At 40.4% G+C, this 16,650-nt stretch carries 17 protein-coding genes and 1 tRNA gene; 9 read left to right on the forward strand and 9 right to left on the reverse strand.

Annotated features, from left to right (window positions below; translation table 11 throughout):
- Positions 1-21: 21 nt before the first annotated feature.
- Both KB213_RS06655 and KB213_RS06660 read right to left on the reverse strand, forming a co-directional pair.
- Positions 22-708 carry a hypothetical protein gene (locus KB213_RS06655; protein ID WP_211681452.1) on the reverse strand — a complete coding sequence of 229 codons (687 nt, stop codon included), beginning with the start codon at positions 706-708 and terminating at the stop codon, positions 22-24.
- 76 nt (positions 709-784) lie between these two features.
- Positions 785-1,000: a hypothetical protein gene (locus KB213_RS06660; RefSeq protein ID WP_211681454.1), complete on the reverse strand. Its 216-nt coding sequence runs from the start codon at positions 998-1,000 to the stop codon at positions 785-787.
- A 186-nt stretch (positions 1,001-1,186) separates the two neighbouring features.
- Between KB213_RS06660 and KB213_RS06665 the strand changes: the two genes are divergently transcribed.
- The 3 genes from KB213_RS06665 (at position 1,187) to KB213_RS06675 (ending at position 5,224) form a co-directional block, all read left to right on the forward strand.
- Positions 1,187-3,724, forward strand: coding sequence for a replication endonuclease (locus KB213_RS06665; RefSeq protein WP_211681456.1), 2,538 nt, complete (start codon positions 1,187-1,189; stop codon positions 3,722-3,724).
- Positions 3,725-4,097: 373 nt separating this feature from the next.
- Positions 4,098-4,487 carry a hypothetical protein gene (locus KB213_RS06670; protein WP_211681458.1) on the forward strand — a complete coding sequence of 130 codons (390 nt, stop codon included), beginning with the start codon at positions 4,098-4,100 and terminating at the stop codon, positions 4,485-4,487.
- Between the two features lie 65 nt (positions 4,488-4,552).
- Positions 4,553-5,224 carry a MucR family transcriptional regulator gene (locus KB213_RS06675; protein WP_211681460.1) on the forward strand — a complete coding sequence of 224 codons (672 nt, stop codon included), beginning with the start codon at positions 4,553-4,555 and terminating at the stop codon, positions 5,222-5,224.
- A gap of 204 nt (positions 5,225-5,428) precedes the next feature.
- Here KB213_RS06675 and KB213_RS06680 read toward each other — a convergent pair whose 3' ends face one another.
- The 4 genes from KB213_RS06680 to KB213_RS06695 form a co-directional block, all read right to left on the reverse strand.
- Positions 5,429-7,132, reverse strand: a complete 1,704-nt coding sequence (locus KB213_RS06680) for a DEAD/DEAH box helicase (protein ID WP_211681463.1) — start codon at positions 7,130-7,132, stop codon at positions 5,429-5,431.
- A 63-nt stretch (positions 7,133-7,195) separates the two neighbouring features.
- Positions 7,196-7,531 (reverse strand): hypothetical protein, encoded by a 336-nt coding sequence (locus KB213_RS06685; RefSeq protein WP_211681465.1) that lies wholly within the window; start codon positions 7,529-7,531, stop codon positions 7,196-7,198.
- Positions 7,532-7,816: 285 nt separating this feature from the next.
- Positions 7,817-8,143, reverse strand: a complete 327-nt coding sequence (locus KB213_RS06690; protein WP_211681467.1) for a hypothetical protein — start codon at positions 8,141-8,143, stop codon at positions 7,817-7,819.
- Between the two features lie 177 nt (positions 8,144-8,320).
- Complete coding sequence (locus KB213_RS06695; RefSeq protein ID WP_211681470.1) at positions 8,321-8,590, reverse strand: hypothetical protein; 270 nt, start codon at positions 8,588-8,590, stop codon at positions 8,321-8,323.
- A 157-nt stretch (positions 8,591-8,747) separates the two neighbouring features.
- On the opposite strand from KB213_RS06695, the gene KB213_RS06700 reads away from it, so the two are divergent.
- The 4 genes from KB213_RS06700 to KB213_RS06715 all read left to right on the forward strand — a co-directional run bounded on the left by KB213_RS06700 (position 8,748) and on the right by KB213_RS06715 (position 11,614).
- On the forward strand, positions 8,748-9,287 hold the full coding sequence (locus KB213_RS06700; protein ID WP_211681471.1) for a type II secretion system protein: 540 nt from the start codon (positions 8,748-8,750) through the stop codon (positions 9,285-9,287).
- Positions 9,288-9,586: 299 nt separating this feature from the next.
- A complete protein-coding gene (locus tag KB213_RS06705; protein ID WP_211681473.1) occupies positions 9,587-9,901 on the forward strand; it encodes a MobC family plasmid mobilization relaxosome protein in 315 nt (104 codons plus the stop codon).
- A gap of 22 nt (positions 9,902-9,923) precedes the next feature.
- Entirely contained in the window at positions 9,924-10,772 is an 849-nt protein-coding gene (locus KB213_RS06710) for a relaxase/mobilization nuclease domain-containing protein (RefSeq protein ID WP_211681475.1), read from the forward strand.
- A gap of 107 nt (positions 10,773-10,879) precedes the next feature.
- On the forward strand, positions 10,880-11,614 hold the full coding sequence (locus KB213_RS06715) for a hypothetical protein (RefSeq protein ID WP_211681477.1): 735 nt from the start codon (positions 10,880-10,882) through the stop codon (positions 11,612-11,614).
- 191 nt (positions 11,615-11,805) lie between these two features.
- Here KB213_RS06715 and KB213_RS06720 read toward each other — a convergent pair.
- Positions 11,806-11,879: transfer RNA gene (locus KB213_RS06720), tRNA-Gln, on the reverse strand.
- Between the two features lie 160 nt (positions 11,880-12,039).
- Here KB213_RS06720 and KB213_RS06725 point away from each other — a divergent pair.
- Complete coding sequence (locus KB213_RS06725) at positions 12,040-13,173, forward strand: Ppx/GppA phosphatase family protein (RefSeq protein ID WP_211681696.1); 1,134 nt, start codon at positions 12,040-12,042, stop codon at positions 13,171-13,173.
- Positions 13,170-13,970: an RlmE family RNA methyltransferase gene (locus tag KB213_RS06730; protein ID WP_211681479.1), complete on the forward strand. Its 801-nt coding sequence runs from the start codon at positions 13,170-13,172 to the stop codon at positions 13,968-13,970. The genes KB213_RS06725 and KB213_RS06730 overlap by 4 nt, the downstream gene beginning before the upstream one ends.
- Before the next feature lie 56 nt (positions 13,971-14,026).
- On the opposite strand, the gene KB213_RS06735 is transcribed toward KB213_RS06730, so the two are convergent.
- A complete protein-coding gene (locus tag KB213_RS06735; protein WP_211681481.1) occupies positions 14,027-14,665 on the reverse strand; it encodes a phosphorylase family protein in 639 nt (212 codons plus the stop codon).
- Complete coding sequence (shc, locus tag KB213_RS06740) at positions 14,665-16,626, reverse strand: squalene--hopene cyclase (protein WP_211681698.1); 1,962 nt, start codon at positions 16,624-16,626, stop codon at positions 14,665-14,667. The genes KB213_RS06735 and shc overlap by 1 nt, the downstream gene beginning before the upstream one ends.
- Positions 16,627-16,650 lie beyond the last annotated feature (24 nt).

The raw sequence follows: 16,650 nt of genomic DNA on the forward strand, positions 1-16,650 counted from the left end.
AAATGGTCCCCTAGTCCTTGTTTACTTAGGAAAAATAGATCTTACTATTTCCAAATCAGCTTTAAACTTTTCCATTGAAGCCAAGACTCTTACATTTTCAGAAGGGTTATCTCCTTGGCCTTTTTTTAATTGTGCAATAAGGGGAATATTACGTGTAAGAAAATCTTCCTTTATATGTTTTAATACATTATCATTTAATTTTAAGTTTAAAAAAATATAATACAAATCATTTTCTATATAATTAGTATTTTCAATTATATATGCCAACTGACTTATTCCTTCAAAATAATATATAATACAAAGTACATCATATTGAGCATGTTTTGCTTTTTCGTTATTTGTTTCAATAAAGTATATGAATTGATTCATTTTGGAAAAAATTCCATTTAGCTTAAGGCAAATCTCATGGAGTATTTGTGAATAAACTTCAATTTCTGATATTTTTGTACTATTTTTCACAACAGCATTAGATTTTTTTGCAATTTTCGATGTTTTTCTTGCCGTATACATAATGGCAAGTAATGTATACATAGAAATAAAAGATTGAAACCAATTAGAATAATCGCCTATCCATTCGTGACCATGGTAAGGCATATAAAGAAAATATCTTCGCCACAAATAAAATATCGTTATTCCCAAGGGAAGCAAGCAAGCAAGAACTAAAACAATCTTTTCAAGAATATTTAAACGATTTAACATTTCTCTCATTAGAAAACCCTTATCCAGACTGGTGAATCTGAATAAAGGTTCCAACTTTCAAGGCGTTAACACAACCCCTCTTTTCTCAAAATCGGTTAAGACGACCTGCTTCTTTTGCACGAGCGAAAACAAATAATGGGTCCGCCTTGCATCGTGCAATCATCTTATCCCTTTCAACAGGGTCAGATATTTCTTTCGCCATAAACTCTTCGAATGTTTCTGGACGAGGACGACTTGCTAATTCTTTAGCCCTAATTGCTTTTATCTGTTGTTTTGTTCTCTTTCTTCTCTTGTTATTCATATTAATGACTCCTTTTAATGTGATAATTATACAACACCTTTACGAATAATACAAATAAATTATATAAAAAACAAAAAAAAATCCACATAGCGAGGAACTATGTGGATTTATGTGATATACTAATCACAGCAACACAATCATTATAACACATATTTATAAGGATTTTATATAAACGAGGGTAATTAAATGAAAAATAAAGAATATTATGCACAAAACGCTACTTTTAAAATGCAAAAAGAACCAATGATCGGTTCATCTGCTTATTTAGAATTAATGGAAAATGAACACCTTGCGGAGGGTATATATAACGAAGGAGAGTTTGCACAGATAATTCCTTCGGATGAATATTTTATCGCGTTGCAAATCATTAACACCCGTAATTTAAACTTATTAACAAAATCATTAATCGATAGACCGCAAAATCTGGTAGATTTAGCATTCTGCGTGAAGCATAAGAACCAAGAATTACGAGCATTCGAAAACAGCAAAACAATTGCTTGGAAATACCTGTTAAGGCTTGATAGTTTTCTATGCAACTTCGAAAAATTATCAGAAAGTGATAAAACGATTATTGATTTAATCGAAGAAAAATTAAACGAAATCAATGATCTAAATGAATATCAAACAATTAAAAGGGCTGAACAATTTTTGGGGCTTTCAACGTTTGCGGGTGAAGCAATTGCTAAATTATCTAAAACAAAATTAAAAACTATTACGAAACATATAGAAAGAATTAGGGATTATACAATCGATAATATGCCGGAACCTCATGAAAAATATGGACATAGTTTTACGAAATTAAACAAATATTATAAATCATTAATCAAACAACATAATTATATATTACATCACTACAAAGAAATTAAAAGATTCGTTGAAAAAGGTGAGGAAAAAATAGGAGATTTTGTTGATTTTCACGAAAAAGCGGGGACGTTAGGTGTTGTTTCAGGTGGAGAAGATAACATAAAAATTGCAACAGATTCAATCATTTACAAAAATCAGTTAGCATTCAAAATAGAAACACATGAACAAGAAAGATTAACACCCGAACAAGTATCAAAAGGCTTGCGTATATCTGATAGGAACATTATTTCCCGACAGCTTAGGGCAATCGGACGACAAGGAATGGCGGATTTAGCATCGTGCCTTGGTTTGGTTTCAGGAAAACCCGGAAATAATAACCATCATTGTCATGTATTTGTATCCAAAAATAAAAAACAGGTACTTACAAATGGAAAAAAATGGGCACAAGCCGTAGGCGTTAGAAGGCAGTCTTTAAAGAATGAAGCTGGAAACCTTTGGAATGTGATACAAAACAAGCAAAAACAAGGACTTGCAAGCATGTATTCTATTGTTAAAGGATATGAGGATCACGCAAACGAGATTGGTTATGCTTGTTTTTTTGGTACTTTAACCCTTCCGGGAGAATATCATCCCGCTCCAAAAAGCATGGGCTATGAAAAAAATGAGGCTTGGGATTATTTACTTCACAATCTTAAACAATCTCGAATCGAATTATCCGAAAAGTTTAGGTATTTGCGTTCAAGAATAATAAAAAGCAAGGATTTAAAAGGATTTTTTGGGCTAAAAACGTTTGAGTTTCATAAAGACGGATGCCCTCACCTGCATTTTATGTTGTGGCTCCCGCCATTTTATAAAGATAAAAAAACGGGGGAGCAAAGAGAGACAAAGGAATTATTAAAGCATCACGTAGAAGCGTTAGCACCCGGACACGGACACGACATTCGCGTAATAGCAAAAGAGCCAGAAAATGATGGAGATGATGAAGAAAATGAGCAAATAAGAGCAACACCAACATCTTATATAATGAAATATATAACAAAGGGATTAGAGTTTATCGATCCAGAAGATATGCAGGACGATGGAGAATATACAAAATATAGGGCCATGCTTTCGGCTTGCGGGGGTAGAGCATTCTCATTTGTGGGCTGTCGCGGAATTAGAACCCTCTGGAACAGGTTGTATAATGCAAATGATGCAGAGTTTTCTAATCAGTCAAAGGAATGGAAAGAGATACATTACAACGTAAAAATGTCGAAAATATTATGGAACAGTGCAAAAACAGCAGATAATACAGACGAGGACAGCGATAAAAACGAGTTAAAACTCGCAAGCCGTAGGCACAGCCTTCAAGCTTTACGCTTGTTAAACGTATTTCCTGATACACAAAACGACTATAAAATAATTCCTTCATATAAGATGGAAGATAATAGATTTTTAGAAGAAACAAAGAAACATAAGGGATGGACGTTAATAACAGAAACTGGAGAAGATTCTTTCTTTTCTCTGAAAAAGTTTGACGATATTGAACTGTTTTCAACGTGTGACGAAGATAAAAAAGATATCACGGGGTTACGTTCACTTGCAAAACGCAAAGAGATTTTGGGAAGAGTTGGATTAGTTAAAGATAGACTTACAACCCAAGATATTAGTAATTTGTTCGGTATTTACGATAAAAACGTTAATCTTTTACATAATGTTATGATTGAAAAAGTTGAAATAGAGAAGGAAATATATAGAAAAAATGTAAACGTATTTGATGATATTAATAGAGAGGTTGCACTTAATTATACATATCCAAGAACGGAGCCGTTGGCTCCTTTCACAGAGGAAGAAATAAGGAAGCAACAAAGAGCAGATGCGGAAAATATGGCAATTATGAGCCTTCGAGCGTTAAGAGAAGACTATTTTAAGCAGTATTAACCTGAAAAATTACTCTTAAAGCATTGAAAACAATAACAAAAAAGAAGCACACGGGAGAGATGTATCTATCACAGATGGCCTATGGCCAGCCTACGGCGCTCGCTCTGTTCGGATGTCGTAATTTGCTGGATATACTTCTTTGCAATGAAGCGGAGCGGGTGATAATTGGCTGTTTTCTGCGATATAATACCCTTCTTGTTTCAGTTCGTCCCCCGATGCTTGCCCCCCGACCTGGGGAGCTTCGCGGGTTATTTGGGTTAAATATTAAGCCCTCTGGGCCACCCAACCCTGCCGGGTTGGGGCTTCGTCGATAGCAATAACTATTATTTATAAATATGTGATATTATTTAATACAAATAGGAGAATACAAACAATGAAACCCGATATCGCTTTTGCTTCACTTTTTATAAGTAAAATAATTATGGAATTGTTAATAGATTGCATAGATGAACATAACAGAGATAACTACGCAGACATAACAGCCAATGAAGTATTAGAAAACTTCACGAATAATAATATATCTTTAAAATATATAAAAAACGATAACACAAGATTTTTAACAGAGATGCTTTATCTATCAAAAAGAAAAATTATTATACAAAATATTGTCGAAATAGGAAAAATATTACAATCATCTAAGGTAAATAACAGATATGATAAAAATGAGTTCGAAAGATTATTTAATATAAAACTTAATCGAATGCTCGAAATCGAAGCAAATGCAAAAATCGCACAGCAAAAAAGTCTTTTAGGATTAATATAAATATAGACATATAGAAAAAAACTCGATAAAATCGGGGTAATCTTTTATGTTTTGGAGTTAATAATATGTATTTTGGCGATTTCAAACCCCCTCAAAAAGAACAAAACGACAAGCTAACCGACGCAGAACTCACGCGGTTGGCGACTGAATTAGTATCAAACTATACAAAAACCCGCCCCCTTGAACCCCACGACTTTTTTAGGTTCTTTCAAGAGGTTAAAAAGATGTTAGCAAGTGGACAAACTGTTGAGTTAACACAACAAGCACCGAAACAAATAGAAGCATCTGCACCAGAACCAGCAGAAAAACCTAAATCACAAAAGCCCAAAGAACCGAAACCAGAAGCACCGAAACAAGGATACGATATTAAAAACCATAAAATCGATGCACACGGTTTCAGAATTATCACGACAAAAAACGGCGAGAAATCAGCGAAAAAGATAATCGATTGGGACAAAACAACACCAGCCATCCCAGTTTCAGAGAGTGTATTTGATGATAAAATTATTTGTTTAGAAGATGGCGTCGAAAAAGTAATGTTAAAGCGTTATTTATGGACAGAGTACGGACTAACACCGCAAGAATACCGCGAACGCTGGAACCTCCCCGCAAATTATCCGATGGCTACAAAAAATAACTCCGACAAAAAGAAAGAGACAGCTACAAAGTCAGGCTTCGGCAGAAATAAAGAAGAAACAGCAGAAGAACAAACCGACGAAACAAACACGGAAGCCTAAAAATTAGGGGGCCAATCGGTCCCCTTTTCCTTTATTTATCCCCCATTATATCCATTAATTTTTTGTTCGAGACGTTCTGTTTTAGCATTGCTAAAAGCTTCTTACGACGCTCGTAATACCTTTTACTTTTTTCCGCTTGGGTTAGAATGCGCTCGGGGTATATACGCCCCCCGATGCGTGGCTTCACTATTTTACTCATAATTTTTACTCCATCGTTTCGTCTATAATTTTCTGTTTTTTGGCTATTTTCTGCGCCATATCCGCATCGAACGAACCTTCAAGCAAGAGATGCTGGACGAAGACGGTGCTATCCTGCCCTATGCGGTGAGCGCGGTCTTCGGCTTGGCTCATCTTCGCGGGTGTCCAATCGATTTCACAGAATACGACGCGGTTAGCGCGAGTAAGCGTCAGACCTTCGGAGCAAGCGTGAATGCTTCCGACAAAGATTTTATATCGTTCGTCATTTTGAAAGCTATCAACAATATCTTGTCGATTCTCCTTGTCTGTTGACCCATCAATTTTTAACACCCCTAAATCCTTTAACCCCTCACATAAACCCGCGATTATTTCTTTGTGATGTGCAAAAACGATAACTTTTTGGTCAGGTTCTTCGTCGATTATATCTTTAATTATTTGAATGCATTGCGGAAGCTTGGCTATAGCCGTATCTTTTCTTAATTTTGCTATTTCACCGAGTAAAACACTACCAACATTGCTTTTCAGATTCTTAACTTGCTCCTCATATTCTGCCGTTGTCGTATCCTTCTTATTCTTTTCTAACTCCTCTAATTGTTTCTTGTATGCTTCATATTCTTTTTTGTGCTTTTGCTCTGCTTTGAGTGCGTCTTTTTCTTGTTTTGTCGTCACGGGCAGTTCAATAACTTGCCTAATTTTCTTCGGTAATTCCTTTAATACGTCATTTTTTACACGTCTAATCATAATAGATGATCTCAATTTTTCATTAAGTTCATCTAAGTTAGAAGCACCTGAAAAATCCCACCCGTATCTACTTTCGAATGCATCACAATATTTTTTCGCAAAATACATAAAATCAGGAAAGATATTAGGAGCCAAGCTATTACAAATAGGCCACAATTCTAACGGTCTATTCATAAGAGGCGTACCAGTCATATATATACGACGTTTTGCGGGAATTCCCCCTTTTCCACCTTTACCCAAGATGTTTTTTGTACGTTTAGACTTTGCATTTTTGACGTAATGACATTCATCTAAAATTAATAAATCAAAACTCATATTTTTTATTTGCTTATTGATTTCATTATCACGACTGAAAACGTCATAAGTCGTTATCAAAATATCTGAATCATCAATTTTCTTCGTCGTTGCAAAGCCGACAGATAAATCACGACTACCAAACTTTTGAATCTCATTAGCCCAGTTTTTTGACAAAGAAGCCGTGCAGATAATCAAGACTTTTTGAACGTCTGAACCATTAATCGCACCGATAGCCTGGGCTGTTTTCCCGAGGCCCATTTCATCACCGATTAATATATTCGGACGCTGTAAAGCTTGCTCAATGCCTGCAAGCTGATACGGCAGGAATGCGAAATCCTGGCCACACGGTACGGTAAAGCCTTCGGATGGTACAACCGAGCGAGAAAGCGCGACAGCCCGCTCTATAGCTAATTTTTCAGCTTCTATGCGTGCGTTGTATTCGATGACGGCTTCTTGCAGTTCAGTGCGGAATGCATCATCGACTAAACCTTCAGCCAGTTCCGGTTCGCATTCGTCTAACAATTTTATAACTTTAGACGGATTGTATGTTTGCCATCTTTTAAAAATGCTACTCCAAACGAACCCGCATTCTTTTATATCATCTTTTTCGCTGTAATCGGAGATTACAAAATAACGTGTTCTATCGTTATATATTTCTTTATCTATAATCATTTCCCTTTTCCCTGTTTAAATGGCTTATTTTTTTTAACGGGAAATAAGCAAAACCCGTAGTCTTTAACTAAAATAACCAAACTCTTTATATTCTTCGTATTCTTCTTTATTAAGTGGCTTGTTAAAATAATCCTTAGATATCCAAAAAACAAAATTATCTAAATCGGAAAAATCAAGCCAGACGACCATATATTTTCCGTCATCATTCAAATGAACCCACTTCGCAATGGCTTCACTATAATTAAAACTTTTAAACTCGTAAAAATAAAGATCATTGCAAAGTAAATCAGCAATCGTTTCAGAATGAACAACCGTACTTAAAAAATCATAATAATCCTTGAATGCTTTTTTTTCGAAATCTTCTCTATCTTTTTCTTTAATAACCTTAATTTTAGCCATGATATTCTCTCCTTTTTTTTACATCATGTTTTTCTGTTTGAGTTTTTTAAGGGGAACCCTAACCCCTTGTAATTAATCTTAAAAATTAAAAGCGTATGTCATAAATGTATCTAAAACGGGCCTAATTTTTGGCCAATCTTTTGAATCACATACGAACATATTATCCCACCCACACACAGCATATATCTCGTTATCTTCTTCATAAAACCTTATTTTTATCTTTTCGCTGTTTTTATTAAATCCGAGAATTATCTCATCTATATAATCGTGCATTTTCTTTTTTCCTTAATTAAAATAACCGTACTTCTTATATTCGTTATAATCTTCTTGATAAAACGGCTTATTGTGTAAATCTCTTGAAACCCAGAAAACGAAATTATCTATATCGGAAAAATCAAGCCAAACGACTATATATTTACCATAATCGTTTAAATAGACCCACTTTTTGACGCATTCTTTATAATCGTAATCGGTTTCAAACTCGAACAAATAATTATTATTAAAGAGCAAATCGTCTAACTTATCAATATCAACAACAGTGTTTAAAAAATAATCCAAAGCTTTATCTGCTTTTTTCTCAAAACCCTTTTTATCTTCTTCTTTAATTACCATGACCGTAATCTCCTTTTTAAATCATGCAAAACCAATCCTTCATCCCTTAAATTAAAAAAACTATTCCTTGGCTTCTGTTCTTATAATAGCACAACTTTAAGGAATGTCAAGTAAAAAATGTAAAATAGTGAAAAAATCTTATAATATAAGCATTTTCGCACTTTTGTATATACATTTTTATCGGTTTTTGATGATTTCTTCGTGGTATGAGCGATATAAAGGGGATAATTTTTTATATAACCCCTCTCTTTCAATGATTATCTTGTTTAATTCGCTTAATTTTTTATAACTTTCGTCCCACTTTAACGAATCATGAGCCGTAAAACACTGGAATACTGCCAATTTTTCGCAATACTCATTATTCTTTTCTGAAAATCTTATATAATTTAATCCATCATAATCTAATTCATCGAATCCTGGCGGGTTTATCTCTGTTAAGTCTGTCATCACTGTAATCTCCTTTTGTATATATGCTTGGTGATTCCTTAAAATTACATCACCATAATAACAAATATATACAAAAATTACTTATGAAAGATATATCCCCATTTTTATTAATAAAAATCGATACAATTAAGGAGAGATTACAAAAAGGAGATTTAATATGTATTACTCAAATCAATTCGCCAGAGGTGTGACATTAATAGAAGCATTATTAGTGTTGGGAATTATGGCTATATTAATAGGTATGGTTATGACGTTTTACGCAATGACAACAGAAAAAACGAAAAATAATCAACTAATTCAAGAAGCAGACAAATTAATCTTTATCACAAGACAATTATCGGAATCACAACAGAACTTTACAGGTTTTAACGGTCAGGTTATGGCGAAAACGGGATATGTAGAAAACAGATATATAAACAAGAATGGTGATTTAATTGACCCGTATGGAGGAAAAATTGACGTTATACCGTTTAATTATCAGAAAAATGGAATACCGATTTACTTAGCATTCAACTTCTACGGACTAAGCAAAACCGCTTGTGTACTTTTAGGGACGCAAGATTTCGGGGGTGAAGCACAATCAATGACGGTTACGAACATGCGTGAAGATTCACCAGATGGCTTCAAGCCTATAATCGTAGTGATGAACTGCGACAATTCAAACGATAACTATGTAAATATCAGATTACAACAATAAAAAAGCTTCCGTAAATTAATACGGAAGCTAACCAAGATATAAAAAACATTTAGAACAGCATACCGAAAAGGAGATAACGGCTTTTATATAATAGCATAGTTTTCTCCTTTTTTTATGCGATTTTAACAAATAAAAGAAATATGCAGAATATCGACTATAATAAATTAGGGGACCATTCAAATACATATATTTGAGATAGCCGGTCATTCCTTCGCGGTCCGTTGGACCAGCTACGGAGACCTTTTTAAATATATTTTTGAGTGCCTACGGACTGCAAAAAAAAAGAGGAGATTTTTAATATGTCTTGGAAACAAATAAAAACAAGAATGCCAAACGCTTATGCTGATGAACTAACAAAATATGCAAAACAAAAAAGTATGCCAGTCAGTGAGGTGGTTAGGTTAGCAATTTGGCAATACATTCACTGCGAGCAAACAACAGGACCAGAATTGAATGCAATTAAACGCGAATTAAACGGAATAGGTAATAATATCAATCAGTTAGCACGACATGCAAACACAACTGGACATATAGAATATTTGGCGAATTTGAAGGAAGAAATATTATATATACGCGAAGATTTGCACAAAACTTTAAAAAGAACTTGGCATTAACATTTAAAAAAAGGAGATTAAAATGAGCATTATAATAAAAGCTACACGCATAAAAACGAAGTCAGGACCAAGAAATATAACTAATCATTTGCTTGATAAACATCACGAAAACGAAGCTATCGAGGTGATACAAGGGGACCGCCAAAGAATGATTGACGCCTTTGATTTGGCCCGTAATAAGCCAAAAACCGCGACTTATGCACTTCGCCACTTCGTTTTATCGTCAACCGAAAAAATGACCGAGGAACAAGTAATGGAAACGGTCAAAGCACTTGCAGACGAGTTCGGTTTCGATGAAGCCGAGGCCACGATAGTAAGACATAAAAAAGAGCGAAACGATAAAGACGTTAGTGACGAGCATTATCACATAACCGTTCCCGAGATTTTGGAAAACGGAAGGATAATGAGCAACAAGAAAAACTATCAACGACATGAAAAAATATGTCGTCAGTTAGAAGCACGTTTCGAGTTTAGTCATTTAGCAGGACGCCATAACCAAGCCGTGGCTTATGCACTTGAAGATTTAGACCCGGAAACGGCAGAAATCTGCGAAAAATTAGCACAGGAACCGCTCCCTAAATCCAAATATACAGCGTCAAAATATCAAGAAGCCAAACGAAAAGACATAGACATTAAAACACTGTCAAAAGATGCAAGAAGCAGATGCAACGGAGCGAGTGATTACAAAGATATTGTGGACCGTCTCGGAATGATTGACCTCAAAATTATTGAGGGGAACAAGCTACGAAAAGACGGAACAAAAACACCCGTAATTGCAACGACTGACGGCTTTGTCATTGGCTCTGCTGGTTCTGTTTTGAAGCTTAATAAAGAACAAATAGAGAACATAACGAAAGGATTGACGCCCTGAAATCTGCAAACACTCCGCAGGATTCCGTAACCCCTTGGGAGAAGGCTTGTGCAGATTGGAAAAAAATCACGGAGGAACGATTAGCCGTTTTGGATGGTGTGATAAATATGCCACACCCTCATATCGTGGAAAATGGAGATTACAAAACGAGAGGTGAACGCATTCAACAGCTTCTCACAGACGAACGTCGAAAAATGAGAAAGCTTCGTGAGAAACACACGGGACTAAAAAACGAAAGAGATGAACTGCGAGAAGGTGCGAAGTTCTGGAACAACAACGGGAGCAAAGCAGACGAGAAAACAGAGGAGATGCAAGAGTTGTTCGAAAAAATAATGAGGCTTGCGGTCTATATGGCTCAAAGAGTTCTGCACGCTTTAGGGGTTGTGAAAAATCCGCCAGATGCTCGCCAGATTTTAACGAATGCACAACGAAAAGACATTGAAGAACATTACAAGACCGACGAACTAAGCCGAGCAATGGCAGGGATTGAGAGCAAGCAGAAGGAAGGAATATACAACGCTGTCAGGCAGAGAATGGAGGCGGAACAGCTTATGTTGCTCAAATGGGAAAGCAGACCAGAGAAGCAAGAAGCCGAAGCAGAGACCCGAAAAATTAACGTGTTCTCGGACTTATCTAAAAAGCACCTATCAGAACAAGCACAGGAAGCCGTACAGGGGCTTATAGAGCGAAATGACATAAATGGGGTGTTAAAGCGATTAGCACACGAGAACATGCTTAAAATGCAAGAGGCGAAGGCCAAGGATGCAAAGCAAGAGCAGGAAGCAACACAGGAACAGGGGAAGCCAGCAAAGCGCACCCCCGCCACGTTTGGATTAGGCTAAAATCGCCTAACCCAAGCCATCCCCCCTTCGTTCGTTCCGAACGTGGCCGGATACGTTGATAAAGAAAACAGGCTCCCGAATCATGGGGGCTATTTTTTTGTTTTGGATTTCGCTAATCTGCTCCGAAGCTTGCTACGAAGCTCGGATTTTTGGGTTTGCTAACCCATTGAAAATAAACACAATTATAGCGTTGGCTGGGAGACCTGGATTCGAACCAGGGCTGACCGGGTCAGAGCCGGTAGTTCTACCGCTAAACTATCTCCCAAGCGGTGTGGTGGCTTTTAGCGATGGTGACTTAAATGTGCAAGATACTTTTTTCATTTTTTAGAAGAAAAAATAATCCCCTTGCAGGAAAAGCATATTAGGCGTCATGTTAGAATAATAAACAGCCATAGTGGTTTTTATCGGGGGCCAACGTAATGTCGATGCCAGAACGGGAAGCAGAAATGATGGGGTGCGCGCAGCGGCGCGGTATGCCCGGTCGTTATGCTGGGCCGTTTTTTGCAGCGATTGACCTTGGTACAAATAATTGCCGCTTGATGATTGCCGCTCGTACCTCTTCTGGCTTTCGTGTCGTTGATAGTTTTAATCGCTGCGTAGGGCTTGGTGAAGGCCTTAAAGTGAGTGGGCGGTTAGCCGAAGATGCTATGAATCGCACTATGGATGCTCTACGCATTTGTGCTGAGCGTTTACACCAATGGCCTCTGACCGAAATTCGTGCTGTTGCAACAGAGGCTTGCCGTCGTGCTGGAAATGGACGTGACTTTCTCGCACGCGTTTTCCGCGAAACGGGTTTGAAGATTGATATTATTAGCGCCCGTGAGGAAGCTGAGCTTGCGGTAGAGAGTTGCTCTGCCCTTTTCAATCAATCAGCAGCCCCACAAAACGCTGAGCGTGGAGTGCTGTTTGATATTGGTGGCGGCTCTACAGAAATTGCTTGGGTACGCCTTGATCAGCAACGTAATGAGCACACGTTAATTGGCACAACGAGCTTACCGCTTGGGGTCATTTCTCTTGAGGAAACATTTGGGCGTGGTCATGGTGCATCTTATGATGACATGGTTAATCATGTCTGTGAGCAATTAGCTCCCTTTGAATCGATACACAGAATATACCGTGAAGTCCTTCAAGGACGCACACGCCTCATTGGTACGTCTGGTACTGTTACGACGCTGGCTGGAGTGGCACTTGCCCTGCCCCGTTATAATCGTGCGATGATTGATGGTGCGACCCTGCCGGGTGAAAGCATGTGTGAAGCTATTCGGACCTTGCGGGATATCGGGCCTCAGGGTTTGATGGAACACCCATGTGTGGGACCTGATCGGTCGCGTTATGTGTTGCCTGGTTGCGCAATTTTTGAAGCAATTTATCAAATGTGGCCGATTCAGCAGGTTACCATTGCGGATCGGGGCCTTCGTGATGGTATGTTGGCGCGAATGGCGCGTGATCATGCGCTGTATTCTGCATCGGTTCGTCGCCGCACGGGGGCGTCGAGCTTCGCCAAGCCCTACCCGGCAACCCATGGTGCCGATTTTTTGAATAATTATGTGACGTTATGAAACCACCTCGTTCTCCCTCAGGCCCTCGCAAGAAAAAAGAAGCTCCTAAACGTGTTCCGGGGAAGGCACTGAAAAGTGCTGCTGCGCCGGGTGTAGCGTCTTCCACCGAAGATGGTGCAACCGTTAAAACGGCACGTAATAAGAGCATATTTCTACGCACAGCACGCGGTCGTACCACAGCTCAGCAACGCTGGTTGAATCGTCAGCTGAATGATCCGTACGTGGCGGCCGCTCGTAAACAAGGATGGCGTTCGCGCGCCGCTTTTAAGTTGATCGAACTGGACGACCGTTTTTCCTTAATTAAACCCGGCGTTAAGGTGATTGATCTCGGCGCAGCACCGGGCGGATGGACGCAGGTTGCTGTGAAGCGCGGCGCGGAGAATATTGCTGGCGTTGATCTTCTGCCTGTTGACCCAGTGGCTGGTGCAACAATTATTGAAGGTGACTTCACGGATCCGGATATGCCAGATCGCTTGAAAGATATTTTAGGTGGTCCGGCTGATATTGTGATGTCAGACATGGCTCCCAATACCACAGGGCACGCAGCTACCGATCACGTGCGCATTATGGGGCTAGCGGAAGGCGCTCTTGATTTTGCACTCCAAGTGCTAGCTGAGGGCGGCAGCTTTGTTGCCAAGGTCTTCCAGGGCGGGTCCGAGAAGCAGATGCTTGATTCTATGAAAAATGCTTTTGCTACCGTACGACATGTTAAACCCCCTGCTTCACGCAAAGAATCAAGTGAGCTCTACGTCGTAGCAACCGGCTTCCGGCCGGAACGCCTTAAAGACGAAGGTTAAGCACGATCCACCTCTTCCAACTTGAAATGATTTTTGTTGGAAGAGGTGGTTTTCTTTTAAACGTCTAAAGGCGGTGGGTTTGCCGCTAAGAAATCTACAATTTCTTTTTGTGCCAGAGAAACATCGCGGCCCAATGCTATGAGAGCAGGAATTTGCTGAGGTGCGGTCACAAGAGACTTTAAAAGGCCAAGAATATAGACTTGCCCATCACGCATTCCGTCTATGGCGGCGGGTGGCAAGTCTCGCTCGGCATCATCACAAATGACGCGCAATACGGCAAATGGTAGCCCTGACTGGGCAACGTAACCGCTTTCCATGTCAACGGCGAGGCATTGGCTAGAGGCTGCTGCGTAGTATTTGTCCTCTTGCGTGGCAACGAGAACATCACTGTGCAGTAGGCCGCCACGTAGAAGACGTTCAGCACCAAAATGCTGACTAAGAGTTTCATCGCAGTCGATACGCTCATTATCGAGCATAACATGATCTGCAGATAAGACGGTGCCAGGTGCTAAATCCGGTTGCAGCCCCCCAGCACAGCCGAAAGACAAGAGATGTGTACACCCAAGATCCACAAGGCGCTGCGTTTCACGCTCTGCCCGTATAGGGTCAGCGTAGCTGAGAGCGATCGGGACATCGGGCAGGAAGCGGCGGATAATTCGCGCTTCCTGACGTAAACCAGTGAGAACACCAAGCATCAGAAACCAACCTCCACACGACCACTATTGCTGTCACCAAGATTACGGTAACGTGCAAGAGCGGTTAAAGGGAAGAACTGTTTGTAGCCGTGGTAGCGCAGATAAAAAACTTTAGGAAAGCCGACTGCATTATAGGGCTCTTCATGCCATTCGCCCTTTTCATCTTGGGCCTGCGTTAAGAATTGCACCCCACGTTGAACGGCATCACTATTACGCTCCCCAACAGCCATGAGACCCAAAACGGCCCATGCTGTTTGAGATGGTAGGCTTTCCTTATATTGGCCTGGCTCAGCACCTTCATAAGATGCGCAATCTTCGCCCCAGCCACCATCTTCGCGCTGCATGCGTTTCAACCATGCAATTGCGCGTTGGATCATAGGGTCTTCATGTGGGACGCCTGCGATGTTGAGGGCACATAATACAGACCATGTTCCATAAATATAGTTTGTACCCCAGCGCCCGAACCAACTGCCATCGCTCTCTTGCTCATTGCGTAAATACGTTAAGGCGCGCTCAATCGTAGGGCGATCTTCTGCGTGATCTAGTTGCGCCAAGAAAGAAATACACCGCGCTGAGACGTCTGCCGTCGGAGGGTCTAACAAGGCTCCGTGATCTGAAAATGGAATATGGTTGAGCAGATCAAGATCATTATCGATGTCAAATGCGCCCCATCCACCATTGGTACTTTGCATACCAATAATCCATTCACGTGCGCGTTCAATTGCTTCGTGGTTCCTCTCGGGGTCAACACGATGCAAGAGCATGCCAACGACGGCTGTATCGTCGACATCAGGATAGTAGTCATTTTCGTATTGAAAAGCCCAACCGCCAGGGCGAAGATCTGGCGACGTATTAATTGTCCAATCGCCTTTAACGTCTAAAATCTGGCGGTCACGGAGCCATGCCGCGCTGCGACGTAATGATGCCATTGTTTCTTCGCGCTGAGTTGCACGAGGGCCGGAAGCAGCTTCCATCATGGCGAGGCCAGATAGCCCCGTGTCCCAAACAGGTGAGACACAAGGTTGGCAATAAATTTCGCCATTCTTTTCAACCAATAAATCCTGAATGGACTGCCATGCCGTGACCACACGCGGGTCTTCATCTGCAACGCCGAGGGCACGGTACATCATCACGACATTGGCCATGGCAGGATAAATTGCTCCAAGCCCCCCCTCGCTGAGGCGCGGTTCAATGAAATCAATGGCAGCTTTGATAGCTTTGTCGTGGATTTTACGTGGAATACGGGGAACGATCGGGCGCAACGCCGTATCAAGATGCTTGAAAAAGCGACCCCATTGTGAGCGAAATGGTCCTTGGATCCAGTCCTTTACGTCTTCTGGTGGCTGAACGAAAAGTTCTTGGACGTGAATGTTTCGTGGGTTAATGGCGCACGGACGCAGTGCTGCTAAGACCAAGAGGGGCGCAACAACTGTGCGTGACCAGTAAGACATATTCCACATGGAAAAGAATGCCTTACGCGGTAGTAGCATTAGCTCAACAGGCATAACGGGCGTTGCATGCCAAGGCACTTCGCCAAAAAGTGCCAGTTGAAAACGTGTGAAGACATTACTATGCGCGGCGCCGCCATGATCTAAAATGGCTTCACGTGCACGCGTCATATGAGGAGCGTTGATGTCATCCCCGATGGCTTTTAAGGCAAAATAGGCTTTAACACTGGCGGAAAGATCAAAGCCGCCATCGTGGTAAAGGGGCCATCCACCATGCTGGCCCTGAATGCGCCGTAGGTACGCGCCTATTTTCGTCTGACGCTCTACGTCGATGCGGTCTAGGTAGTGTTCCAGCAGAATGTATTCTGCTGGGATGGTTGCATCTGCTTCCAGTTCGAAAACCCAATGTCCATCCGCTTTTTGGCGTCCACCAAGTGCCTTATGGGCGCCTTCAATGGCCCGCTCGACCGCCGCGTTATCGGTCTTCGCGTCGTTCGTTTTTTCGCGCACCATAGTCTCGCTCACTAGACACTTCCT

Origin of the sequence: Neokomagataea anthophila (assembly GCF_018122595.1) — a bacterium.
Classification (GTDB): Bacteria; Pseudomonadota; Alphaproteobacteria; order Acetobacterales; family Acetobacteraceae; genus Gluconobacter; species Gluconobacter anthophilus.